This is a genomic window from Streptomyces sp. NPDC058459 (assembly GCF_042721685.1).
GTDB lineage: Bacteria > Actinomycetota > Actinomycetes > Streptomycetales > Streptomycetaceae > Streptomyces.
The window spans coordinates 1-21,159 of the sequence record NZ_JBHXLV010000070.1 but is presented as its reverse complement, the minus strand read 5'-3'; the positions used below and the strand labels follow the sequence as shown (position 1 = coordinate 21,159).

At 73.2% G+C, this 21,159-nt stretch carries 21 protein-coding genes and 2 pseudogenes; 16 read left to right on the top strand and 7 right to left on the bottom strand.

What is annotated here, in order from left to right:
• Nucleotides 1-98: 98 nt before the first annotated feature.
• Together ACFWN1_RS15725 and ACFWN1_RS15720 are read left to right on the top strand one after the other, a co-directional pair.
• Complete coding sequence (locus tag ACFWN1_RS15725) at nt 99-887, top strand: SAM-dependent methyltransferase (RefSeq protein ID WP_384361932.1); 789 nt, start codon at nt 99-101, stop codon at nt 885-887.
• A gap of 329 nt (nt 888-1,216) precedes the next feature.
• Nucleotides 1,217-1,924: an FAD binding domain-containing protein gene (locus ACFWN1_RS15720; RefSeq protein ID WP_384361949.1), complete on the top strand. Its 708-nt coding sequence runs from the start codon at nt 1,217-1,219 to the stop codon at nt 1,922-1,924.
• Between the two features lie 56 nt (nt 1,925-1,980).
• On the opposite strand, the gene ACFWN1_RS15715 is transcribed toward ACFWN1_RS15720, so the two are convergent.
• Nucleotides 1,981-2,634 carry a heme oxygenase (biliverdin-producing) gene (locus ACFWN1_RS15715; protein WP_384361929.1) on the bottom strand — a complete coding sequence of 218 codons (654 nt, stop codon included), beginning with the start codon at nt 2,632-2,634 and terminating at the stop codon, nt 1,981-1,983.
• A gap of 234 nt (nt 2,635-2,868) precedes the next feature.
• Here ACFWN1_RS15715 and ACFWN1_RS15710 point away from each other — a divergent pair, with 234 nt between their 5' ends.
• Together ACFWN1_RS15710 and ACFWN1_RS15705 are read left to right on the top strand one after the other, a co-directional pair.
• Nucleotides 2,869-4,374 (top strand): purine-cytosine permease family protein, encoded by a 1,506-nt coding sequence (locus tag ACFWN1_RS15710; RefSeq protein ID WP_384361927.1) that lies wholly within the window; start codon nt 2,869-2,871, stop codon nt 4,372-4,374.
• 168 nt (nt 4,375-4,542) lie between these two features.
• Nucleotides 4,543-4,947, top strand: a complete 405-nt coding sequence (locus ACFWN1_RS15705; protein ID WP_384361923.1) for an SseB family protein — start codon at nt 4,543-4,545, stop codon at nt 4,945-4,947.
• Between the two features lie 91 nt (nt 4,948-5,038).
• On the opposite strand, the gene ACFWN1_RS15700 is transcribed toward ACFWN1_RS15705, so the two are convergent.
• Entirely contained in the window at nt 5,039-5,440 is a 402-nt protein-coding gene (locus ACFWN1_RS15700; protein WP_384361920.1) for a MarR family winged helix-turn-helix transcriptional regulator, read from the bottom strand.
• A 247-nt stretch (nt 5,441-5,687) separates the two neighbouring features.
• Between ACFWN1_RS15700 and ACFWN1_RS15695 the strand changes: the two genes are divergently transcribed.
• From ACFWN1_RS15695 to ACFWN1_RS15680, 4 genes are all read left to right on the top strand, one after another.
• Nucleotides 5,688-5,972 (top strand): ArsR family transcriptional regulator, encoded by a 285-nt coding sequence (locus ACFWN1_RS15695; RefSeq protein WP_384361917.1) that lies wholly within the window; start codon nt 5,688-5,690, stop codon nt 5,970-5,972.
• A 224-nt stretch (nt 5,973-6,196) separates the two neighbouring features.
• Nucleotides 6,197-7,033, top strand: coding sequence for an undecaprenyl-diphosphate phosphatase (locus ACFWN1_RS15690; protein WP_384361914.1), 837 nt, complete (start codon nt 6,197-6,199; stop codon nt 7,031-7,033).
• A gap of 128 nt (nt 7,034-7,161) precedes the next feature.
• Nucleotides 7,162-7,920, top strand: coding sequence for a FadR/GntR family transcriptional regulator (locus tag ACFWN1_RS15685; protein ID WP_384361911.1), 759 nt, complete (start codon nt 7,162-7,164; stop codon nt 7,918-7,920).
• A gap of 41 nt (nt 7,921-7,961) precedes the next feature.
• Nucleotides 7,962-8,978, top strand: a complete 1,017-nt coding sequence (locus tag ACFWN1_RS15680) for an asparaginase (RefSeq protein WP_384361946.1) — start codon at nt 7,962-7,964, stop codon at nt 8,976-8,978.
• A gap of 23 nt (nt 8,979-9,001) precedes the next feature.
• On the opposite strand, the gene ACFWN1_RS15675 is transcribed toward ACFWN1_RS15680, so the two are convergent.
• The gene (locus ACFWN1_RS15675) at nt 9,002-10,180 is read right to left on the bottom strand and encodes a D-alanyl-D-alanine carboxypeptidase family protein (protein ID WP_384361908.1); all 1,179 of its coding nucleotides are present in this window, start codon (nt 10,178-10,180) and stop codon (nt 9,002-9,004) included.
• Between the two features lie 274 nt (nt 10,181-10,454).
• On the opposite strand from ACFWN1_RS15675, the gene ACFWN1_RS15670 reads away from it, so the two are divergent.
• The 3 genes and pseudogenes from ACFWN1_RS15670 to ACFWN1_RS15660 form a co-directional block, all read left to right on the top strand.
• Nucleotides 10,455-11,342: a hypothetical protein gene (locus ACFWN1_RS15670; protein ID WP_384361905.1), complete on the top strand. Its 888-nt coding sequence runs from the start codon at nt 10,455-10,457 to the stop codon at nt 11,340-11,342.
• 67 nt (nt 11,343-11,409) lie between these two features.
• Nucleotides 11,410-12,071, top strand: a pseudogene (locus ACFWN1_RS15665) (alpha/beta fold hydrolase).
• A 30-nt stretch (nt 12,072-12,101) separates the two neighbouring features.
• Nucleotides 12,102-12,806 (top strand): annotated as a pseudogene (locus tag ACFWN1_RS15660) (class I SAM-dependent DNA methyltransferase); the annotation flags it as partial.
• A 233-nt stretch (nt 12,807-13,039) separates the two neighbouring features.
• Here the strand turns inward: ACFWN1_RS15660 and ACFWN1_RS15655 are convergent.
• Nucleotides 13,040-13,759, bottom strand: a complete 720-nt coding sequence (locus tag ACFWN1_RS15655) for a ferredoxin reductase (RefSeq protein WP_384361944.1) — start codon at nt 13,757-13,759, stop codon at nt 13,040-13,042.
• 64 nt (nt 13,760-13,823) lie between these two features.
• Nucleotides 13,824-14,429, bottom strand: coding sequence for a sulfite oxidase-like oxidoreductase (locus ACFWN1_RS15650; protein ID WP_384361902.1), 606 nt, complete (start codon nt 14,427-14,429; stop codon nt 13,824-13,826).
• 169 nt (nt 14,430-14,598) lie between these two features.
• Between ACFWN1_RS15650 and ACFWN1_RS15645 the strand changes: the two genes are divergently transcribed.
• Nucleotides 14,599-15,354: a GNAT family N-acetyltransferase gene (locus ACFWN1_RS15645; protein WP_384361899.1), complete on the top strand. Its 756-nt coding sequence runs from the start codon at nt 14,599-14,601 to the stop codon at nt 15,352-15,354.
• Between the two features lie 11 nt (nt 15,355-15,365).
• Here the strand turns inward: ACFWN1_RS15645 and ACFWN1_RS15640 are convergent, their stop codons facing one another.
• Nucleotides 15,366-15,803 carry a MarR family winged helix-turn-helix transcriptional regulator gene (locus ACFWN1_RS15640; protein ID WP_384361897.1) on the bottom strand — a complete coding sequence of 146 codons (438 nt, stop codon included), beginning with the start codon at nt 15,801-15,803 and terminating at the stop codon, nt 15,366-15,368.
• 114 nt (nt 15,804-15,917) lie between these two features.
• Between ACFWN1_RS15640 and ACFWN1_RS15635 the strand changes: the two genes are divergently transcribed.
• Together ACFWN1_RS15635 and ACFWN1_RS15630 are read left to right on the top strand one after the other, a co-directional pair.
• Nucleotides 15,918-16,154 carry a hypothetical protein gene (locus ACFWN1_RS15635; RefSeq protein ID WP_384361894.1) on the top strand — a complete coding sequence of 79 codons (237 nt, stop codon included), beginning with the start codon at nt 15,918-15,920 and terminating at the stop codon, nt 16,152-16,154.
• Nucleotides 16,155-16,476: 322 nt separating this feature from the next.
• Nucleotides 16,477-17,274: a putative protein N(5)-glutamine methyltransferase gene (locus ACFWN1_RS15630; protein WP_384361892.1), complete on the top strand. Its 798-nt coding sequence runs from the start codon at nt 16,477-16,479 to the stop codon at nt 17,272-17,274.
• A 54-nt stretch (nt 17,275-17,328) separates the two neighbouring features.
• Here ACFWN1_RS15630 and ACFWN1_RS15625 read toward each other — a convergent pair whose 3' ends face one another.
• Nucleotides 17,329-19,410 carry a SpoIIE family protein phosphatase gene (locus tag ACFWN1_RS15625; RefSeq protein ID WP_384361890.1) on the bottom strand — a complete coding sequence of 694 codons (2,082 nt, stop codon included), beginning with the start codon at nt 19,408-19,410 and terminating at the stop codon, nt 17,329-17,331.
• Between the two features lie 372 nt (nt 19,411-19,782).
• Here ACFWN1_RS15625 and ACFWN1_RS15620 point away from each other — a divergent pair, with 372 nt between their 5' ends.
• Both ACFWN1_RS15620 and ACFWN1_RS15615 read left to right on the top strand, forming a co-directional pair.
• Complete coding sequence (locus ACFWN1_RS15620; protein WP_384361887.1) at nt 19,783-20,664, top strand: hypothetical protein; 882 nt, start codon at nt 19,783-19,785, stop codon at nt 20,662-20,664.
• Nucleotides 20,665-20,749: 85 nt separating this feature from the next.
• The gene (locus ACFWN1_RS15615; RefSeq protein WP_384361885.1) at nt 20,750-21,124 is read left to right on the top strand and encodes a hypothetical protein; all 375 of its coding nucleotides are present in this window, start codon (nt 20,750-20,752) and stop codon (nt 21,122-21,124) included.
• Nucleotides 21,125-21,159: the final 35 nt, after the last annotated feature.

The window sequence follows — 21,159 nt, the reverse complement described above, 5'->3', positions numbered from 1 at the left end:
CCTGCCTGGTCAACTCCCTTGCCAGGCATGCAGAATGGCGACCACCACTCGATGATCGTCTGTGTTCGCACCGGCCAGAATCATGACGGAGTCCGCCTATGACCACCGGCACCCCCGGCCCCCGGCAGATCGACACCAGCACGGCTCACCCGGCGCGGGTGTACGACTGGCTGCTCGGCGGCAAGGACAACTATCCCGTGGACGAGGCCGTGGGGAAGCGGCTGCCTCCCGAGGCGGCCGTCGGCGCCCGGCAGAACCGCGCCTTCATGAACCGCGCGGTCGCCTGGCTCGCCGCGCAGGGCGTCGACCAGTTCCTCGACATCGGCACCGGCATACCCACCGAGCCGAACCTGCACCAGATCGTCCAGCGGATCGTGCCGACCGCCCGGATCGTCTACACCGACAACGACCCGATCGTGCTGCGGCACGCGGAGGCGCTGCTGGTCGGCCGCCCCGAGGGTGCCACGCAGTACGTGGAGGCCGATGTCCGCGACCCGGCCACCATCATCAAGAACGCCCGGCAGACCCTCGACTTCGACCGGCCCATCGCCCTGTCCCTGATCGCCCTGATGCACTTCATCAACGACGACCAGGACCCCTACGGGCTCGTCTCCAACCTGCTCGCCACCCTCCCCTCGGGCAGCTACCTGGTCCTCTCGCACGCCTCCTCCGACATCTTCCCGGAACTGTCGGCGCAGGTCACGGCGGAGTACGCCAAGGGCGGCATCCGGCTCGGGTTCCGCGACCGGGCGGGCGTCCAGCGCTTCTTCGAGGGGCTGGAGCTGGTCGAGCCCGGCCTCGTCACGGCCCCGGAGTGGTTCAGGGGCGACGACGCCCCGGCGGCCGAGCAGAGCGCGATCTACGCCGGAGTGGCGCGTCTGCCCTGATAAGTCTCACCGAGGCAGGCCGACCTGACGTCATCGCTCCCACGCGGCTCGGCGCCGGTCCGACGACCTCGGCCATCGGCACGCCGTACCTCCTCAACCTGCTGGTCCGCACCCGGCGCTGAGCCGGCAGCGCCTCGCCGGACCTTCGGGCCGTCACATACCGGTGCGGCGGCCCGGAGCCCGTTCTCAGGGTGCGGCAGGGGGCGCTGAGGGGCGTACAGGGCGCGCGGCCATGTGCCCTGTACGCGCCCCTCAGAGGGCGGCGAGAATGCCCCTGGCCGCGGAGGCGGCCGCTCGCCGGACCCCCCGAGGAAGGCAGGTTGGCCACTGTGCTGCTGCGTCTGCCCACGTCCGTTTCCGAAGCGCGGGACTACCTGGCCGAGGGAGCCGTCCCCGTGGGCGGCGCCACCCTGGTCTGGGCCGGCTGGCAGCGCGACGGGTTCCCGGCCCAGGCCATGTCGCTGCGCGAACTGCCGGAGGCCAATGTCCTCGGCCGCGAGGAACTGGGCGGCGCCGTCGTCCTCAACCGGATCGACGACCGCGTTCCCGAGGTGCTGCGACGCGCGGCGGGCGCGGTCGGCACCGGTGCGGTCCGCCGCGCGGCCACCGTCGGCGGCAACATAGCGGGCAGCACCCTGCGCTGCCTCCTCCCTGCGGCCCTCGTCCTGGACACCCGTGCCACGGTTCTGACCTCCACCGGTGTGTACGACACCGACCTGGCCGAGGTCGTCGCCAAGAGCCCCGTCCTGCTCAGCCTGCGCTGGCGCACCCCTGTCGCCAGCGGCTACCGCAAGCACGAGAGCGCCCCGGGCGGACCGCCGCCCCTCGTCGTCGCCTCCGCCCTGCACGCCCTCGGCGAGGGCCGCCACCGGCTGAACATCGCCGTCCGCGACGGGTACGAGGTCATCAGCGAGAGCACCGAGTGCGGCACCGACCCCGAGGAGCCGCTGTCGGCACTCGAACCGACGCTCCTCGCCGATGTCCCGGCCGCCCGCACGGCGGTCCACGACCAGATCAACGGGCTGCTGGCCCGCTGAACCGGGTATCCGCCAAGGGCCACGGCCTCGATGCCCCGGTCCCGGTGCGAGGGATGTCAGGCGCTGGCCGGGAAGAGGGTGCCGAGGTCGGTGAAGACCGCGTTGTTCAGCGCGAAGGCCGACCGGCACTCCTCCACCACGCGCCGCTTCTCCAACTCGTCCAGCGGCAGCGCGTCGAGCCGCTCGCGGTACCGGCGTTTGAAGGCGGCCGGGTTGTCGATGCCCTCGAAGACGTAGAAGCGGACGCCGTCGCCCTTGTTCTCCAGGCCCCAGGTCCGCTCCGCCGTGCGACGTATCACCTGACCGCCGGACAGATCGCCCAGGTAGCGGGTGTAGTGGTGGGCCACGTAGCCGGCCGGCCAGGTGTGGGCGACCTCGCGTATGCGGGCCGCGTACCGCTCCGTCGCGGGCAGCGGGGTCACCCGGTCGCGCCAGTGCGCTCCGGAGAGGTGCCGCAGGTCGCGCTCCAGCTCGGCCACCCGCCGCAGCTCCGGGCGGAGGAACGGCCCGGCGACCGGATCGCCCTCCAGAGGGCCGGCGGACTCCTCCAGCGCGCGGTAGACGAAGAGGAGTTGCCCGGTGTACCTGGTGAAGGCGTCCACCCCGAACCGGCCGCCGAGCAGACCGCTCATGAACGGCGCCTGCTCGGCCTCGGTGTGCCGGTCCTGGCCGGCGGTGCGGATGACCGAGGAGAAGAGGGGTGTCGACAACGCTGCCTCCCTGGCAGAGCCCGCGCCGTGCGTACGACCCGGGGCCGCCGCGTTGCCGACCGGATGCCGGCAACATTCTCAGGTTAACCTCACCCACTGTCATCGGGGAGGGCCGCTGACCGCCTGCCGTCCGACACCTCGGTCGGGTCCGCCGGCTGACGCCGGGTCGTTCCTTGCACCCCCGCACCCACCCGCCTAGCTTGGACGCGACACGTCAGGACAGGTAGGTCGCCGATGACGCAGCCGCAGCACCCTCACGACAGCGGAGCCGACGGCCGCCAGATCCAGCTGGAGACCCACGGCCTCGACGTCATCGGGGACCCGGACCGCAAAGGCACCCCGAGCATCCTCTTCTGGCCCTGGTTCGGCGCCAACGTCAGCGTCCTCGGCCTCAGCTACGGCGCCTTCGCCCTCGGTTTCGGCATCTCCTTCTGGCAGGCCCTCGCCGCCGGAGTCCTGGGCATCGTCGCCTCGTTCACGCTCTGCGGCCTCATCGCCGTCGCCGGGAAACGCGGCTCCGTGCCCACCATGGTGCTCAGCCGTGCCGCCTACGGAGTACGCGGCAACCGGCTGCCCTCCGCGATCTCGTGGATGCTCACGGTCGGCTGGGAGACCGTGCTCGCCACCCTCGCCACCCTCGCCACCGCTACCGTCTTCAGCCGCCTCGGCTGGGGCGGCGGCACCGAGACCAAAGCCGTCGCCCTGCTCGTCGTCGCCGCGCTCACCGTGGTGGGCGGCGTCGTGGGCTTCGACCTGATCATGCGCCTGCAGACCGTGATCACCGTCATCACCGCCGTGCTCACCCTGATCTACGTCGGCCTCGTCGCCGACCAGGTCGACTGGGCCGTCGTCAGCGCCATCCCGGCGGGCTCCCCGCAGCAGTTCGTCGGCGCGCTGGTGTTCATGATCACGGGCTTCGGACTCGGCTGGGTCAACGCCGCCGCCGACTACTCCCGTTACCTCCCGCGCTCCTCCTCCAGCCGGGGGGTCATCGGCTGGACCACGCTCGGCGCCTCCGCCGCCCCGCTGCTCCTGCTCGTCTTCGGACTGCTGCTCGCCGGGTCCTCCGTCCCGCTGAGCCGGGCCATCGCCGCCGACCCCATCGGCGCGCTCACCACCATCCTGCCGACCTGGTTCCTCGTCCCCTTCGCCGTGGTCGCCGTGCTCGGCCTGGTCGGCGGCGCGGTGCTGGACATCTACTCCTCCGCCCTCGCCCTGCTCTCCGCCGGACTGCGCGTGCCCCGCTATCTGGCCGCGCTCGTCGACGGTGTCCTGATGATCGCCGGCTCCGTCTACATCGTGTTCTACGGCGGCGCCTTCCTCGGCGAGTTCATGGGCTTCCTCACCACCCTCGGCGTCCCCATCGGCGCCTGGTGCGGCGTGATGCTCGCCGACATGGCCCTGCGCCACCGCGACTACGACGAGGGCGACCTGTTCCGCCCCGCCGGCCGCTACGGCGACGCCCCCGTCCTGCCCCTCGTCCTCACCGTCGGCGCCACCGCGGCCGGCTGGGGCCTGGTCACCAACACCGCCGCGGTCTGGCTGAACTGGCAGGGCTACCTCCTCGGCCCGCTCGGCCTCGGCGGCCGGTCCGGCGCGTGGGCCAACGCCGACCTGGGTGTCCTCGTCGCCCTGACCCTCACCTTCCTCGGCACCCTGCTGCTGAGCCGAGGCCGGGTGCGCGCACAGGAGACACTCCCGCCGAGCCCCGCCCCGGCCCCCGGGATGTACGGCGCGTGAGGGCCGTACCCCGGGCCGCCCGCCGTCGCCGACACGCGGTGCGGCAGGGGCTCCGGCCCGCGGGACACCCGTGCGCATGCTCCCGGCCCGGATGGGTACGCGGCCGGGAGCGCGCTCGGGTCCCGGCCCGGCGCGAGCCCGTACGACCGCACTACCTGGGGATGTGCCATGGAGACACCCGCACACGACGACCACCCGACCCCGACGCCCGCCCAGCAGGCGCTGGACGTGCTGACCGTTAACACCGACGACCAGGCAGCCCTTGAGACCCTCGCGCACAGCGATGTGCTCGTCCCGATGCCCGACGAGGCGGTGGACGCGGAGGGCGCCGATTCCACGATGGTCGCCCTGCCGGTTCTCGAGCAGCCCGGCGGCGAGCAGGTGGTTCCGGTGTTCACCTCGGAGATGGAGATGGCCGGGCTACTGCCCTCCGTGTCCCGCTACCGGCTGATCCAGCTCGGCGCACTCGCCGCCCAGTGGCCGGAGGACGAGCTCTCGCTCACGATCGACGGCAGCTCGGAGCACGGGCTGACACTCACCTCACAGGGCGTGCGGACACTCCTGGCGCGCTGAGCCGCCTCGTATATGGCGGAGTCGCACATGGGCGGCTTCGCCATACGGCTGTGTCCGGGGGTGTGGGCCGAGCCGATGTGCGGGCCGGACGTCAGTCCGCCGACTCCGTCAGCATCCGCTCCAGTACGCCCCGTTGAAGCGGCAGCACCTCGGCGTGCAGCTCGCGGCCCTTGCGGGTGAGGCTCACCCACACCCCGCGCCGGTCCTCCGCGCACACCGAACGCTGCACCAGGCCCTCCTTCTCCAGCCGTCCGATCAGCCGGGAGAGCGCGGACTGGCTGAGGTGGACCCGGCCCACCAGGTTCTGCACCCGGCAGTGGTCACCCTCGGTGGGGTTCTCCGCGGCCAGGATGTCCAGCACCTCGAAGTCGCTGGCGCCCAGTCCGTGCGGATGCAGGGCTCGGTCTATCTCGCACATGGTGCGCGCGTGCACCGCGAGGATGTCCCGCCAACGCTCTTCGAGCCGGGCACCCTCGCCCGTCTTCACTGCCATACCCGCACCGTAGCACCGATCCAGCCAATCGTTGACTGTGCAACTAGTACGGGCGCAAGCCGCCGTACGGGGGGCGCCGGCCCTCCGGCCGTACCCCGCCCCGCCGGACGTCCCGCTCCGCGACGGGCCGCGCCTCGCTCCGCCGTCAGGTACCGGACAACACGCACCGAGAGCCGGACGCGCCCCCGCCGCCTGGGCCACAGTGGGGCCACGGCACCCGAGGGGCCCGGGGGAGGGAGGCGGACGCATGATGGGGACTCCCTCCGGCCGTGTGCGGCAGACCGTCCTGGAGTGGCTCAAGCACCCGGCGGCCCACTTCCCCCCGGCGAGCCTCGACCCCCTCGACGGCGGCGTCACCGCGCGTACCGTCGCCGCCCGGCTCGGCGTCCACCGCCGCACCGCCGCCGCCCATCTCGACCTCCTCGCCCGCCTCGGCCTGCTCCGCACCCGTCGCCGGCTGCTGCGCACGTACTACCGCCGGGACGAGGCCCGTATCGCCGAGGTGGCGCAGCTCTTCGAGAAGAACTGGTGACCTTCCCGTCCCGGGGCAATACGGACACCGACGGTAAGAAGTCGTTGTGAGTGACCCGGCTTTCGCCCAGGGGGCGCGTGGCCCCGTGCTGTCCCGCACCCGCGGTGCCTCTACGCTGCCGTACGCGCGGGCGCGCTCCGGAGCTGTCCGCGCCGGTGCCGTACGGGCGCGGCTGGACGTGTCCGCACCGCCGTCGACCCCCTCTCCCCCCAGAACTGGATTCCATGAGCGCCATCTCTGTCGGTCAGGCCGTCGTCCTCGGAGTAGTGGAGGGGGTGACCGAGTTCCTCCCGGTGTCCTCCACCGGCCACCTGAAGATCGCCGAGGGGCTCATGGACATCCCCGTGGACGACAAGTCCGTGGTCGGGTTCTCCGCGGTCATCCAGGTCGGCGCCATCGCGGCCGTGCTCGTGTACTTCTTCAAGGACATCAGGCGGATCGTCACCGCGTGGTTCCAGGGGCTGTTCAACCCCGAGCAGCGCTACCGGCACGACTACAAGTTCGCCTGGTGGGTGATCGCTGCCACCGTCCCGATCGTCGTCGTCGGACTGGCCGCCAAGCCGCTGATCGACGGCCCGCTCGCCTCCCTCTGGGTGGTCGCGGGCTCCCTGATCGCGGGCTCCGGCGTCATGTGGGCAGCGGACCAGATGGGGCGGCACAAGCGCGGCGAGGACGACACCTCCTTCAAGGACGCGATGCTGGTCGGCTGCTCGCAGATCCTCGCGCTGCTCTTCCCGGGCTTCTCCCGCTCCGGCGCCACCATGTCGACGGCGCTCATCCTCGACCTCGACCGTGTCGCCGCCACCCGCCTCTCCTTCTTCCTCGGCATCCCCGCCCTCACCGGCGCCGGGGTCTACGAGCTGAAGGACGCCCTCGGCGCCGGCGTCGGCGCCGCCCCGCTGGTGGTCGGCACCGCCGTCTCCTTCGTCGTCGCCTACGCCTCCATCGCGTGGCTGCTGAAGTTCGTCGCCAAGCACTCGTTCAACGCCTTTGTGATCTACCGGATCGTCGTCGGTGTGGCCCTGATCGGCCTGCTCGCCACCGGCACGCTCAGCAACTGAGGCAAGCCCCCCGCCGCACCGGGTGCGGGCGTCCGGACCGCCGGGCGTCCGCACCCTGTCCGCGTACCGGGCGCGTCCGGGCTCGTCACGCCTTGACAGGCTCTGGCCTCGGCCCGCACCATCGCTCTGTGAACCTGTCAGACAGCCAGACAGGTGGCCCGGCCCCCCGACGCGTAAGCGCCATGGAAGCGGTCCTCGGCCACCTCCGCGGCGCCATCGAGCGCGGCGAGTACGCGATCGGCGCCAAGCTGCCCTCCGAGGCCGAGCTGTGCCGCGCCCTGGAGGTCTCCCGGCCCGTCGTGCGCGAGGCGCTGCGGGCTCTGCACACCATGGGGCTCACGGTCTCCCGTACCGGCAAGGGCACCTTCGTCGTGGCCGACGCCGTGGACGACCCCACGTTCGGCGACTACGCGGCCAGCGACCTGCTGGAGGCGCGCCGCCACATCGAGGTCCCGGTCGCGGGGTACGCCGCCCGGCGCCACACCCCCGAGGATCTGGTCCGGCTGAACCTGCTCCTGGACCGCATGGAACAGGAGACGGACACCACCGCCTGGGTCGCCATGGACACCCTCTTCCACCTCGCCGTCGCGGAGGCCGCGCGCAACCCCGTCTTCCGCAAGGTGATCGAGGAGATCCGCGACGCCCTGGCCCGCCAGTCGGCGTTCCTCACCGAGCTGGGCGGCCGCCGCGAGCAGTCCGACCGCGAACACCGCGCCATCGTGGACGCGCTCGCCGCGGGCTCCGAACCCGACGCCGTCGCGGCCATGACCCACCATCTCGACCGGGTCGCCACGACCCTCACCCGTATCGTCCGCACCGCGGGCGCCACCACATCCCCGGCGCTCCCCGTACCGGGCGGACCCCGGACCACCGGAGCCGGCGCGTGACCCGCGCCCAGGCCACCCCCGACCCCGTGACGCAGGCAGTGATGCGCGACAGCTCCCCTCCCGACGCCCCCGTCGTCCGCGAACCCCGCCACACCCCCGTCGCCCACCTGGTGCGCGGCGGGGTCGTCGAAGGCGTCCACCACGGCTCAGTCGTCGTCCTCGACGCCGACGGCCGGGTGCGGCTCCAGCTCGGCGACACCGAGGCCGCCTTCTACCCGCGCTCCGCGCTCAAGCCCGTCCAGGCCGTCGCCATGCTGCGGGCCGGGCTGCCTCTCGACGGCGGTCTGCTCTCGCTGGCCGCCGCAAGCCACTCCGGCGAGGAACGCCACCTCGACGGCACCCGGCGCATCCTCGAACTCGCCGGACTCACCGAGGCCGACCTGCGCAACACCCCCGACATGCCGTACGACCCCGTCGTCCGCGACGCCTGGGTCCGCGACGGCCGGGGTCCCTCGCGGCTCGCCCAGAACTGCTCCGGCAAGCACGCCGCCATGCTCTGGACCGCGGGGCTCAACGGCTGGTCCCCGGACGACTACCTGGACCCGGCCCACCCCCTCCAGCGGGCCATCGCCGAGACCGTCGAGGACCTCACGGGGCAGCGGGTCGCCCATGTCAGCGTCGACGGCTGCGGCGCACCCCTGTTCGCCGTCTCCCTGCACGGACTCGCCCGCGCCCTCGCCCGCATCACCACCGCCGCCCCCGGCACACCCGAGGCACGGGTGGCGGACGCGATGCGCGGGCACGCCGAGATGGCCTCAGGGGCCCGGCGTGACGTGGCCGCGCTGATGCGGGCGGTGCCCGGTCTGCTCGCCAAGGACGGCTTCGAGGGCGTCCAGGTGGCCGCGCTGCCCGACGGCCGCGCCGTCGCCGTGAAGATCGCGGACGGCGCGGACCGGGCCCGTGTGCCCGTCGCCGCCGCTGCCCTCGCTCACGCCGGGGTCGACCCGGCCCTCCTCACCGACTTCGCGGGCGCGCCTCTGCTGGGCGGCGGCAGGCCGGTGGGAGCGGTGCGTACCGTACGGGAGCTGGAGCCGGCGCCGTTGGCGCCCTGCGTCTGAGCTGGTCGACCGGGTGCGCGCGGTCAGGCCCGGGTCCCGGTGTTCCGGCCGCCCTTGCCCCGCAGTGCCAGGGTCACGCCCGCCGCGCCGAGGACGACGATCCCGGCGACGGTCGCGGTCCGCGTCCAGTCGGTGTCGTCGTCCGGTGCCGGGGAGGTGGCCGCGGCGACGGGGACGGCGGAGTGCGTGGGCTCCGGAGTGGTACGCAGTCCGTCCAGCGAGCCCACCGGGTCCACCCGTCCGGCGGCGGCGAAGCCCCAGTCCAGCAGCTGGCGTGCCTCCTCGTACACGGCGAGCCCGCCGCCCTCCTGAGGGTTCATCACCGTGACGACCAGCGTGCGGCCTCCCCTGCGGGCGGCGGCGACGAGAGTGTTGCCCGCGTTGCTGGTGTAACCGTTCTTGATGCCGATGATCCCCGGATACCGAGCGACCCCGTCCTCACCGGTCAGCAGCCGGTTGGTGTTCTCGATGGCGAACGGCCAGCCGTCGCCGGGGAACTGGGCCTGCGCGGTGGAGCAGTACCGGGCGAAGTCGGGGTTGTGCAGCCCCGCCCGGCCGAACACCGCCAGGTCGAAGGCCGAGGAGACCTGGCCGGGGGCGTCGTAGCCGTCGGGGGAGATGACATGGGTGTCCATCGCGCCCAGCGCGCGCGCCTTGGTCCGCATCCGGGCGACGGTCGTGTCCACCCCGCCGTCCAGGGCCGCGAGCACGTGCACGGCGTCGTTGCCCGAGCTGAGGAACACTCCGCGCCACAGGTCGGCGACCTGGTAGGTGTGGCCCTCCTCCACACCGACGAGGCTGCTGCCCTCGCCCACGTCGGCCAGTTCCTGGTAACTCACCTTGTGCTGCCGGGTCGCGGGCAGCGTCGGCAGCACGGTCAGCGCGAACAGGGTCTTCAGGGTGCTCGCGGGCGGCAGCTTGCGGTGCGCGCCGTCGGCGGCCAGCACATCACCGCTGTCGGCGTCGGCCACCAGCCAGGACAGCGCCGAGAGCCGGGGCGTATCGGGGGCGCCGGCGCGCCGGCGCACCTGGACTCCGGAACCGTAGAGCAGGGACGGCTGGGGGACGGCCGCCCGTGGTGCGGGCGGCGCTGGTTCCCCGCCGCCTCCGGTCGCGGCGGCCACGGGCGCGAGGGCCAGCGCTCCCGCCACGCACAGGGAACAGACGGAAACGGTCGCCCGACGTGAGAATCCGGTGCTCATATGATCAACGTAGGAAGCTGGGCCCGGTGCGGCGAGTTGTCCGCGCCGGACGGCCTAACGGAGCAACCCGGATGCCGCACTTGGGGGCCGCTCGGCGGTGCTCTGTGAGTGGCCGCTGTGCGCGGGCTGAGCACACCTTCGCGTCCCCCGACGCATGACGGGACGACATGGTGTGGCGGCGCGGGTGCCCCGCCCTCACAACCCATGTCCGGATGCGGTAACGATCCCGGTCGAGCGGGGTACTTGGACGCCAACTGTGCCCTATCGTCACGACATGTCCACGCCACCGCAGCAGCCCGCGCAGCCGGCCGACCGGCCGCCGCAGCCCGGACCGCCCGCGCATCCGCCTTCGGTCCCGCCCCAGCCGACCGCGTACCCCTACCCGAGCCCGCAGTCCCCGCCGCCGAGCCCGCAGTCGCCGCCGCCAGGCCCCTTCCTGCCGCCCCCGATGCCGAGCGGCCCCCAGCCGGGCAACCCCTACGCCCAGCCCCCGCAATACGGCCTGCCGCCGGTGCCGCCCACGGCCGCCGGGGGCGGCACCGCCGGACGGGCGGTGCTGTGGGCCGTCGTCGGAGCTGTCGTGGCCTCCGTCGCCTGGGCGGCCGGTGTCTTCCTGACCGGCGCCGCGGCGGGAGCGGCGGACCTGCGTGGCTACGCGGCCCCCTCCGACCTCTGCTCCCGCGCTGACTACACCTCGTTCAAGGACGAGTACACCGCCGCCGACTCCGCGCCGACCCACAGTTCCCTCAAGGACACGGCTCTGAACGAGAGTTACTGCAGCGCGAGCCTGAAGAAGTCCGGCTCCTCCTACGCCGACGCCTACCTCGCCATCCAGCTGGACCTGCACAGGAAGACCGACCCGGGGCCCGAGTTCACCGCCACCTGGAAGAACTACGCGGACAGCCACACCGGCTATGACGTCGATCCGGTCGAGGACATCGGTGACGAGGCGTACCTCGTGAGCCGCGACACCACCAGCGGCACGTCCAGCGGCTCCCGCTACGCCACCCTGGCCGTCCGCGACGGCTGGGTCACGTACACGATGAGCTACAGCGCCTACCTCTCCTCGTACGACTCCGACAAGGACCCGCCGAAGATCGACGCGGTTTCGGACTGGCTGAAGACGGACACCCGGAACACGCTGGACCGGCTGAAGGGCTGAAGGGCTGAAGGGCTGAAGGGCTGAAGGGCTGCCGCCGCAGCGGGTGCCCAGGCGCAGACTCCCGGCCATGCCGACCTACTCCGCGCCCGACGGCACCCGGCTGGCCTATCGCGTCCATGGCGAAGGAAACGGTGACCCCATCGTCCGCGTGCCCGGCGGCCCCTCGGACTCCCGCTGTCCGGGCGACTTCGGCGGCCTCTCCGGGCACCGGCGGCTGGCCGCCCCCGACCTGCGCGGCACCGGCCGGTCCGCCATCCCCGACGACCCCGCCTCCTACCGCCGCGACCGCCTCGTCGCCGGCATCGAGGCCCTCCACGTCCACCTCGGCCTGGACCGGATCGACCTGCTCGGCCACTCCGCGGGCGCCGTGGGTGGCACCGGCACGGACTGGGACGCCATCAGCCCCCTCTTCTACGGCCGTTGAAACACCACGGCCAGCAGCACCACGCCGCGAGCCGGCCGGCCGACATGGAAGCCGTCACCCGCTTGGGCGAGGAGGGCGCCTTCGATCCGCCCGCCACCCGCGCGGCGCTCACCGAGGTCACCGTGCCCGTGCTGCTGCTCACGGGGGAGACCGGCCTGAACAGCCCGCCCGAGGTCATCGCCGACTTCGCGGAACTCTTCCCCGACGCGCGGCTCGTCGTCCAGCCCGGGGCGGGGCACTACCCCCGGCTCGACGACCCGGAGTGGTTCATGCCGGTCGCCGCCGACTTCCTCGCCCGGCCCTGACCCCGCGCCCTCACGCCCTACGCTGGAGCCATGTTCAGTCCCGAGGGCCCCACCACGCGTGAACTGGCCATGCAGGCGCTGTCGTCCGTCGAGCGGGGTTACGACCTGCTCGCGCCCAAGTTCGACCACACACCGTTCCGGACACCCGGCGCGGTGCTGGACGCGGTGGCGAAGGCGCTCGAGCCGCTCGGCCCCTTCGCGGACGGGCTCGACCTGTGCTGCGGCACCGGAGCCGGGCTGCCGATGCTGGACCGGCTGTGCCGCCGGAGTGTCACGGGGGTCGACTTCAGCGCGGGCATGCTCGACGTGGCCCGGCGCGGACAGGGCCGACAGGCCGCGCTGGTACGGGCGGACGCCCGCGCGCTGCCCTTCACGGCCGCCTTCGACCTCGTCGTCAGCTTCGGCGCGTCCGGGCACTTCCTGCCACGGGAACTGCCCGGCCTCTTCGCCCAGGTCCACTCGGCGCTGCGGCCGGGCGGACGGTTCGCCTTCCCCGTGCTCGCGCCGCCCCGGCCGTCGAACCCCGCGTACTGGATGCTGCTCGGCTTCGACGCGGTGATGCGGGTGCGCAACGCCGTGTGGCGGCCCCCGTTCGTCATGTACTACCGCGCCTTCCGCCTCGGCGACGTCCGCCGGGAACTGGAGCTGGCCGGGTTCACCGTCGAGCTGCGGCCACTGCCGGAGTTCGGGCGGCGTGCCGACGGCAGCCCGCGGGCCCGGCTGGTGACGGCACGGCACGGCGCGGGTAGGCGGCGGCGGTGCCACCGGGCGGCCCCGGCCGTCGAACCAGACGGTGACCGCGTCACCGGCGCCCGTCCCGGCCGGAACGTGGGCGACGGCGGTACGCGGCTCCCGCCCCGGCTCCGTCCAGCGGATCCCGGTGCGGTAGCCGTGCCCGCGGGACCCGGCCTCGCGCACCCGGCGCGCGACGAACTGCCGTCGGCTGAGCGGCTGAGCGGCTGATCGGCTCAGCCGAAGCGTTCGATGCGGATGCGGTCCGCCGGCTGACCGGCCGCGACGAGGAGACGTGAGGCATGTTCGGCGAAGCTGTTGGAGCCGCACACATAGGCTTCCCACCCACCGGGCGGCTGCTCGGCCAGGAGTGGCGCCACATGTGCGGCCGACATACGGCCCACCGGCACACCGGCCGGGGCGCTGCGGGTGAACACGGCGGTCGTCTCCGCGCCCAGCTCACCGGCGTAGATCAGCTCCTCCGGGCAGCGCGCCGACACCAGCATCCGCAGCGGCACCGGCAGACCCCGGGCGCGGTGGTGCCGGACCATCGACATCAGCGGGACGATCCCGGAACCGGCCCCGAGCAGCAGCGCCGGACGGTCTCCCGGCCAGGCGAAGAAGCCGCTCAGCGGACCGCGCACCTCGATCCGGTCACCGGGCCGGGCCACCGTGTGGAACCAGCCCGAGACCTCGCCGTCGGGAACGCGGTCCAAGGTCAGCTCGATGTGCCCGGAGTCGTCCGGCGCTGAGGCGATGGAATAGTGGCGCTGAGCCACGTACCCGTCCCCGGCGGTCAGCCGCAGCATCAGATGCTGACCCGGCAGATGCCCCGCCCACTCCGGCACCGCGAGCCGGAACGTCGAGGCACGCGGTGTCTCCCGCCGGATCTCGGTCAGGGTGGCCGTCTGCCACGCCGCCGCCACCTGCTCGCTCACCGCGATCCGGCCGGGCACCGCGAACCGGACCGGGGGAGCGGCGGGCGCGGTCTCGGGCGCCGCCAGGATCTCGTACGCCCGCTCAGTCACCTCGGTACCGCTGTTCCTCCCACGGGTTGCCCCGCTCGTGGTAGCCGTTGGTCTCCCAGAAGCCCGGCTCGTCGTGGTCGAGGAGGGTCAGGCCCGCGATCCACTTCACGCTCTTCCAGAAGTACAGGTGCGGCACGATCAGCCGGGCCGGTCCGCCGTGCTCCGGGGCCAGCGGCACGCCGTCGTGGTCCCAGGCGATCCAGGCCCGGCCGCCGGTGAGATCGGCGAGCGGCAGGTTCGCCGTGTACCCGGTGTGGGAGCGGGCGAGCACATGGGTGGCGGACGCATGCGGCCGCGCCATGGCGAGGAACGCGTCCAGCGAGACCCCGCCGAAGCGCATGCCGAACTTGGACCAGCCGGTCACACAGTGGATGTCACCCTCGTACGCCGAGCCGGGCAGGGCGTGCGCCTCGTCCCAGTTCCAGGTGTGCGGCCGGTCCACCAGCCCGTCGACGCGGAAGGTCCAGTCGGCGGGGGCGAGGGCCGGGGTGACCTCGGCGGACAGGACGGGCCAGTCGTCGCCCGCGTCGTACTGCCCCGGAGGCAGCCCGGGACGGGAGACGCGCCGACGGCCCGTGAAGCCTCGGGTGACGTTCATAGACCAACCGTACGCCGCCGCCCCACCCGCCCCGCCCTGGCCGGTACCTGGTGGGCGCGGCCGGCCACACCGCGGACGGCATCGGGAATAGCCGTCCCCCCGCCGCGATTGGGGGGAGTGCCGACGCGCCGCCGCGCCGGTGAAGGACGAGGGAAGCGAGGACATCAGGATGCCCGAGGCGTACGTCTCCACGCGGTACGACGGACGGGAGGCCGGCGCCGGACCGGGCCCCGCCGGGACGACGGTCCCGCACCCGCTCGACAACGCCGCCCGCGCCTCCCTCACCGGCCCGCACGCCCACTTGGCCGAGCGGTACGGCCGGGTGCTCCGGTACCCGGTCGAGGTCTCGCCCTGGCTGGCGCTGCCCGACGATCCCGGGGCCGCCGACTGGGCGGACATCGCCGCGATGGCGGGTCCCGGCGCCGAGGTGCCGCTGCTCGGCCACCGGGGCCGGGTGCCGGAGGGCTGGGAGATCACCTTCGACGTGGCCGGCGTGCAGCTGGCGGACGACGGCGTGACGGCCGCGCCCGACCCGGAGGCGGTGCCGCTCGGCCCGGCCGACGTGCCCGAGATGCTGGACCTCGTCGAACGCACCCGGCCCGGCCCGTTCATGCCGCGCACCATCGAGATGGGCACCTACCTCGGCATCCGGCGCGACGGCGCGCTGATCGCCATGGCGGGAGAGCGGCTGCACCCACCGGGCTGGACCGAGATCAGCGCGGTCTGCACCGACCCGGCCTTCCGGGGCGAGGGGCTGGCCACCCGGCTGATCCTCGCCGTGGCGCACGGCATCCGCGAACGCGGCGAGCGCCCGTTCCTGCACACCGGCGCGGGCAACACCGGCGCCATCCGCCTCTATGAGTCCCTCGGCTTCCGGCACCGGCTGGACACGCGGTTCTTCGGAGTCCGGGTGCCCCACGCGTAGCGGCGGGCGGTCTACTCGGTGCCGCCGACCGCCCCCGCGTTGTACCGCTCCAGGTATGCCGCGAAGCGGACCAGGTCGTCCTCCGGCCAGTCGTCGAGCCGTTCCCGGAAGGCGGCCCGGCGGCTCCGGGTGACCTGGGCCAGGATCTCCCGGCCCGCGTCGGTCAGATGCAGCACCTGTACGCGGTGGTCGTCCGGGGCGAGCCGCCGCTCGATCAGCCCGGCCCGCTCCAGCGCGCCGACCTGACGGCTCACCGTCGACTTGTCCAGTGCGTAGTGCGAGGCCAGATCGGTCGCCCGGCAGCCGTCGCGCTCCTCCAGATGCCCGAGCAGCGTGTACGACACCAGCGACAGCTCCGGGTGCATACGCCCCGCCGAGGCGCGGGCCCGGCGCGCGAACGCCGTCATCTCCCGCTGGATCGTCTCGACGGCCGACTCCGCCGCCGTCATGAGAACACCTTGGTCATGAGAACACCTTCGCCATAGGGGCTCCGTCGCGGACCCCGGAGCTACTCCGAACCGTCCGAACGACTCCTGCACGCCTTCTGGAACGGCGCCGGGTTCGTGGAGGGCGTCCGCTCGCTGCTGTACTTCGGCGACGACGGCATCGCCCGCCACGTGTGGACCCTTGTGGCTCGGCTCGTCGTCGGCATCGCCGTCACCGGGATCACCGCGCTGTGGGAGGGCCCCGCCCGCCGCACCCCGGACGAGCTGCCTGGCACCTCGGTCGCCGAGGCCGGGCGCGAGGCTCAGGAGGAGCGTGCCGCCGAGGAGGAGGCAGAGGAGACCGTGGCCGTCTGAGCCCCGGCGGACACGCGGCCACCGACCACACCAGGAACCCGCCACGCCGTGAACCCGCCACGCCAGGAGCCCCACCACGCCAGGAGAGCCCCATCGCGCCCGGAACCTGCCGCGCTCTGCGACCCCGCACGGTATGGTGGCTGTCCGGTCGCGCGGAGTGCGCGGCCGGCGACCGAGGAGGTGAGACCCATCAACGCTGTGTCAGCCAGGGTGCTCTCTCCTCGCGCCCGTGCCGTGTGACGGCCCGGACCGACGCGACGGTGACCGCGAGAGCGCCTTGAGGCCCCAGGTCCCCGAAAGGCTCCAGGCTCTTATGGCCGCCATGCCCGCATCACCCTCCCCGCTCACCGACCCGGCTTCCTCCTCCCGTCTCGTGGCCGCACTGCGCGCCGCCGGCTGTGTCTTCGCCGAGGAAGAGGCCCGGCTGATCCTCGCCACCGCCCGTACCGCCGACGAGGCCACCGCGATGGCGCGGCGCCGCGCCTCGGGCATCCCGCTCGAACACGTCCTCGGCTGGGCCGAGTTCCACGGACTGCGCGTCACCGTCCAACCCGGCGTGTTCGTACCCCGCCGCCGCACCGAGTTCCTCGTCGACCAGGCCCTGGCCCTCGCCCCGCACGCACGCGTCGTAGTGGACCTGTGCTGCGGCTCCGGCGCCCTCGGCGCGGCCCTCGCCGTCGCGCTCGACGGCGCCGAGGTGCACGCCGCCGACATCGACCCGGCCGCCGTACGCTGCGCCCGCCGTAACCTCGCCCCCCACCGGGGCCGCGCCCACACCGGCGACCTCTACGCGGCGCTCCCCGCCGGGCTGCGCGGCCGTGTCGGCATCCTGACCGCCAACGTTCCCTATGTGCCCACCGCTGAGGTCCCCCTGCTCCCCGCCGAGGCCCGCGACCACGAACCCGCGACCGCGCTCGACGGCGGACCGGACGGACTCGACGTCCTGCGCCGGGTGGCCGCCGGAGCGGCCGAGTGGCTGGCCCCCGGCGGCTGCCTGCTCTCCGAGACCAGCGCACGCCAGGCGACCGCCGCCACCGACGTCTTCACCCGGGCCGGGCTGGCCGCGCAGGTGGCCGTCTCACATGAGTGGGACGCACATGTGGTGATCGGAGTGCGGTGACCCGGTCCCCCTCCCTCCCACCGTCCCTCCCACCGTCCCGTCCGGCCACCCGGCCTACACCACGTCACGGGCCCGCGCGATGAGCACGGCCACGTCGTCCTGGTTGTCGGGCTGGTACAGGGTGTCCAGGAGCTGCTCGCAGATCTCCTCCAGCGGACGGTCCGGGGTGTCGGCGAGCAGGTGCAGCAGCCGGTCCAGGCGCTCGTCCAGCGAGTGACTGCGGGTCTCCACCAGACCGTCGGTGTACAGCACAAGCCCGTCACCGGGCTCGAAGTCGACGGTCACGGTGGCGAACTCCACCCCGCCCACCCCCAAAGGCACACCCGTGGGCAGGTCCAGCAGCTCAGGCGGCCGGCCCGGCCGTATCCGGACCGGCGGCAGGTGCCCGGCGTTGGCGATCAGACACCGGCGCTGCCGGGGATCGTGTACGGCGTACACACAGGTGGCGATGGAGTGCTCCGTCGCCGCCGTGGCCCTGTCCAGCTGCTCCAGCAGCAGTGACGGGTCGAGGTCGAGCGAGGCCAGGGTGGTGGTCGCGGTGCGCAGCAGGCCCATCGTGGCGGCCGCGCTGATCCCGCTGCCCATCACGTCGCCGACGACCAGCGCCGTCTTGTCGCCGTCCAGCGGAATGACGTCGAACCAGTCACCGCCGACCTCGCTGGTGGACCCCGCGGGCTGGTACCGGGACGCCACCTCCAGCCCCGCCGTCACCGGCGGATGGCTCGGCAGCAGGCTGCGCTGGAGGGTCAGCGCGGTACTGCGGGCGTTCTGGTACCAGCGGGCGTTGTCGATCTGCACGGCGGCGCGCGCCGCCAGCTCCCGCGCCAGCAGCACGTCGTCCTCGTCGAAGGGCGCCGGATTGCGGGTGCGCTTGAGATCCAGCGCGCCCAGCACCTCGCCGCGCGCGATCAGGGGCACGGCCAGGTACGAGTGCAGCCCGGCTTGGCTCAGCAGGACGGCGGCCTCGGGCGAACGGGCGATGCGCGGAAGGTCCGCGTCCTTGACCCGGGACACGTGCACCGCCTCGGCCGTGCGCACGCACTCGGTGACCAGGCGCTCCGGGCCGTACCAGGCGCTCCCGCCGGGCCGGTCGGCCGCCTGCAGGGCGTCGCCGTCGTCGTCCGGGCGTACGGCGAAGGCCCGGAGCACGGCCGGTTCGGACGGTCCGAGTGTGCTGCGCCGGCCCTCGACCACCGCGTCCAGCAGGTCGACGGCGGCCACGTCGGCCAGCGCGGGAACGGCGACCTCGGCCAGTTCGCAGGCGGTGCGCTCCAGCTCCAGCGTCGTACCGATCCGGGCGGAGGCGTCCGCGATCAGGGCGAGCCGGCGCCGCGCGTTCTCCGCCTCCACCGCCGCCCGGTGCTGCTCGGTGATGTCGGTCAGCGACAGCGCGACGCCGAGCACATTGCCGAGCGAGTCGTCCAGGCGGTACAGGGACATCGACCAGGTGTGCTCGGCGTCCGGGTCGGCCGGGGTACGGCCCACCACGGTCCGGTCGATCACCGGGTCCCCAGCCGTCAGCACCTCCCGCAGCGCCTCCTCCACCTTGTCGGCGTCCAGCAGCGGCAGCACCTCGCGCGGTGTGCGCCCCTCGTGCCGCTCGGCCGGTACCCCGCTGAGCCGCTCCAGTGCCGGGTTGACCGAGACGAACCGCAGCGCGGTGTCCAGGACGGCGAGCCCCATCGGGGACTGGTGCACCATCCGCTCGGACAGCGCCACGTCGTGCTCCAGCCGCCGTACCGTCGACTGGTCGGCGGCCAGGCCGAGCGCGTACACGTCGCCCCGGTCGTCCAGCAGACGCATGTTGCGGAACTCCACCAGTCGGGTGGTGCCGTCCTTGCGGCGGATGGGGAAGCCGCCCGCCCAGCTCTGCCCGGTACGCATCACGTCCTCGAACAGCTGACCGACCAGTCCGATATGCCGTTCGTGCACCATCAGCCGGGCCGCGTACCGGCCGAGCGCCTCCTCGGCGGAGTACCCGAACAGCTCCTCGGCCTGCGGGCTCCACAGCACGATGCGGCCCCGGGCGTCCAGCACCACGGAGGCCACGCCCAGCATGTCCAGCAGCCCACCGGGCCGCACCGGCCCGCGCTCGGGCTCGCCGTTCCCGGCCGCCTGAGTCTCGGCTGCACTCATGCCACGCACCGCCTTCGCCCGTCCGCACGGCACGCCGTCCCCCGTGCCGACTCCCCTTGTTGTACCGCGCCCACACCCGGCTCGCCGAGGCGCCGGTCCGAACAACGCTCCGCGTCCACCATCTCTCACTCCGGCCTACGGCGTACTCTCCGGCACCGCCGGCCACGTGCACACGGGTGGCGGACGTCATCCACCGGGCCGGCAGAGTTCACCGTCAACTTCCCTGATTGGCCTGTACATGCCTACGCGGGCGGACCAGACTGTCCGCCGACCGAGTGTCCCCAGTGTCCCCACTCCCATCACCCCCCATCACCCCCCATCACCCCCCATCACGCCCCTCACCCTCATCCCCCCTCACCGAGGAGTCGGCCCATGCCCGCCCCTGCCCGAAAGCGCCACCACGCCTTATTCGCCGGACTGGTCACCCTGGCCACCGCCGCCGCCGTGTCCCTGGGCGGTGCGGCCCCCGCCTCGGCGGCGGACACCTGGACCGAGACCGGTTCCGACCGCGCCGACCCGCTGACCGAGAGCCAGGGCCTGACCTCCGTCGAGGTCCCGGCGAACAGCCGCAACCGCTACACCGGCGTCGGCACCATCCCGGTCGGTGTCTCCAGCCGGGGCTGGAACCACGTCGGCGACCCCGACGCCTCGTACAACGGCTACTACATCGAGCCCTACCAGCGGGACTCGGGCAACTCCAAGATGTACCGGGTGCAGGCGCCCGGCGGTGCCTGGTCGGAGTACGTGCACACGCTCGCCCCCGGCGAGGCCATGAACAACTCCTGGTCCGCGATCTCGCCGGACGGACAGTGGATGCTCTCCGGCGAGTGGGGCACCATGAACCGCCTGCTGGTCTTCCCCACCCCCGGCGTCAACCCGGCCACCTCGCCGTCGGCAGACCTGAAGCTGGCCTCCGAGGTCACCCTGGACCGCCCGGTGCGCGATGTGCAGGGCTGCGACTTCTCCGGGCCCACCACGCTGCTCTGCTCCTCCGACGACCCGGAGGGCTCGCTGTTCGGCGTCACCAAGCCGCTCCTCCAGATCGACCTGTCGGCGGCGCCGAACGGCACCTCGAACGTCTCCGGTCACGTCACGGCCCTGCGCCAGGTGCCGCTGCGCAGTTCCTGCTCGGGCAGCTTCGAGACCGAGGGCATCGACTACGACCGGCGCAGCGGCGTCCTGCGGGTGATCGTCATCTCGCCGGGGTTCTGCGCGATCACGGACAGCAAGACGTACAGGTTCGCCCGGAGCTGACCCCGGGGGACCGGTCCGTTCCGGGGGGATGGCCGGCGCGGGCCGGGGTACCCGAGGCATGCGCACGGCCACGAAAGGAGCGGACATGACGAACACGGAGGCATCGCGCCCGGAAAGCGTCTCGGTGGAGATCAGCGGGTGTTCACCGGACGACGCGCGGGTGGTCTTCGACACGCTGAGCGCCTGCTTCGCGTCGGACCGTGACGCGGGCGACGCCCCGCGGCAGCAGGACGAGTCGCGCCCGATGGTGTGGCTCGGTACGTACGACATCGCGGACGCCCACACCGGGAACTGCCCACCCGCCAGGCTCAGCTCCTCCGTCCAGGCGGATGTGCAGGGCGGGTACTGGGCGGTCGACCGGTTCCGGGCGGCGCTGGACGAGATGTTCACCGTCCAGGAGACCGCGGCGGCCTCCGGCGACCAGGAGCGGGAACTCCACCTGCTGCTGGGCAGCCGCTGACCGACCCGCTCGTACGCAGTGCCCCGGCCGACCCC

Excerpts from the sequence above, each read along its gene's own strand:
- ACFWN1_RS15725 (WP_384361932.1), top strand. The coding sequence starts at position 99 with ATGACCACCGGCACCCCCGGCCCCCGGCAGATCGACACCAGCACGGCT.
- ACFWN1_RS15710 (WP_384361927.1), top strand. The coding sequence starts at position 2,869 with ATGACGCAGCCGCAGCACCCTCACGACAGCGGAGCCGACGGCCGCCAG.
- ACFWN1_RS15705 (WP_384361923.1), top strand. The coding sequence starts at position 4,543 with ATGGAGACACCCGCACACGACGACCACCCGACCCCGACGCCCGCCCAG.
- ACFWN1_RS15700 (WP_384361920.1), bottom strand. The coding sequence starts at position 5,440 with ATGGCAGTGAAGACGGGCGAGGGTGCCCGGCTCGAAGAGCGTTGGCGG.
- ACFWN1_RS15695 (WP_384361917.1), top strand. The coding sequence starts at position 5,688 with ATGATGGGGACTCCCTCCGGCCGTGTGCGGCAGACCGTCCTGGAGTGG.
- ACFWN1_RS15690 (WP_384361914.1), top strand. The coding sequence starts at position 6,197 with ATGAGCGCCATCTCTGTCGGTCAGGCCGTCGTCCTCGGAGTAGTGGAG.
- ACFWN1_RS15680 (WP_384361946.1), top strand. The coding sequence starts at position 7,962 with ATGCGCGACAGCTCCCCTCCCGACGCCCCCGTCGTCCGCGAACCCCGC.
- ACFWN1_RS15675 (WP_384361908.1), bottom strand. The coding sequence starts at position 10,180 with ATGAGCACCGGATTCTCACGTCGGGCGACCGTTTCCGTCTGTTCCCTG.
- ACFWN1_RS15670 (WP_384361905.1), top strand. The coding sequence starts at position 10,455 with ATGTCCACGCCACCGCAGCAGCCCGCGCAGCCGGCCGACCGGCCGCCG.
- ACFWN1_RS15650 (WP_384361902.1), bottom strand. The coding sequence starts at position 14,429 with ATGAACGTCACCCGAGGCTTCACGGGCCGTCGGCGCGTCTCCCGTCCC.
- ACFWN1_RS15645 (WP_384361899.1), top strand. The coding sequence starts at position 14,599 with ATGCCCGAGGCGTACGTCTCCACGCGGTACGACGGACGGGAGGCCGGC.
- ACFWN1_RS15640 (WP_384361897.1), bottom strand. The coding sequence starts at position 15,803 with ATGACGGCGGCGGAGTCGGCCGTCGAGACGATCCAGCGGGAGATGACG.
- ACFWN1_RS15630 (WP_384361892.1), top strand. The coding sequence starts at position 16,477 with ATGCCCGCATCACCCTCCCCGCTCACCGACCCGGCTTCCTCCTCCCGT.
- ACFWN1_RS15625 (WP_384361890.1), bottom strand. The coding sequence starts at position 19,410 with ATGAGTGCAGCCGAGACTCAGGCGGCCGGGAACGGCGAGCCCGAGCGC.
- ACFWN1_RS15620 (WP_384361887.1), top strand. The coding sequence starts at position 19,783 with ATGCCCGCCCCTGCCCGAAAGCGCCACCACGCCTTATTCGCCGGACTG.
- ACFWN1_RS15615 (WP_384361885.1), top strand. The coding sequence starts at position 20,750 with ATGACGAACACGGAGGCATCGCGCCCGGAAAGCGTCTCGGTGGAGATC.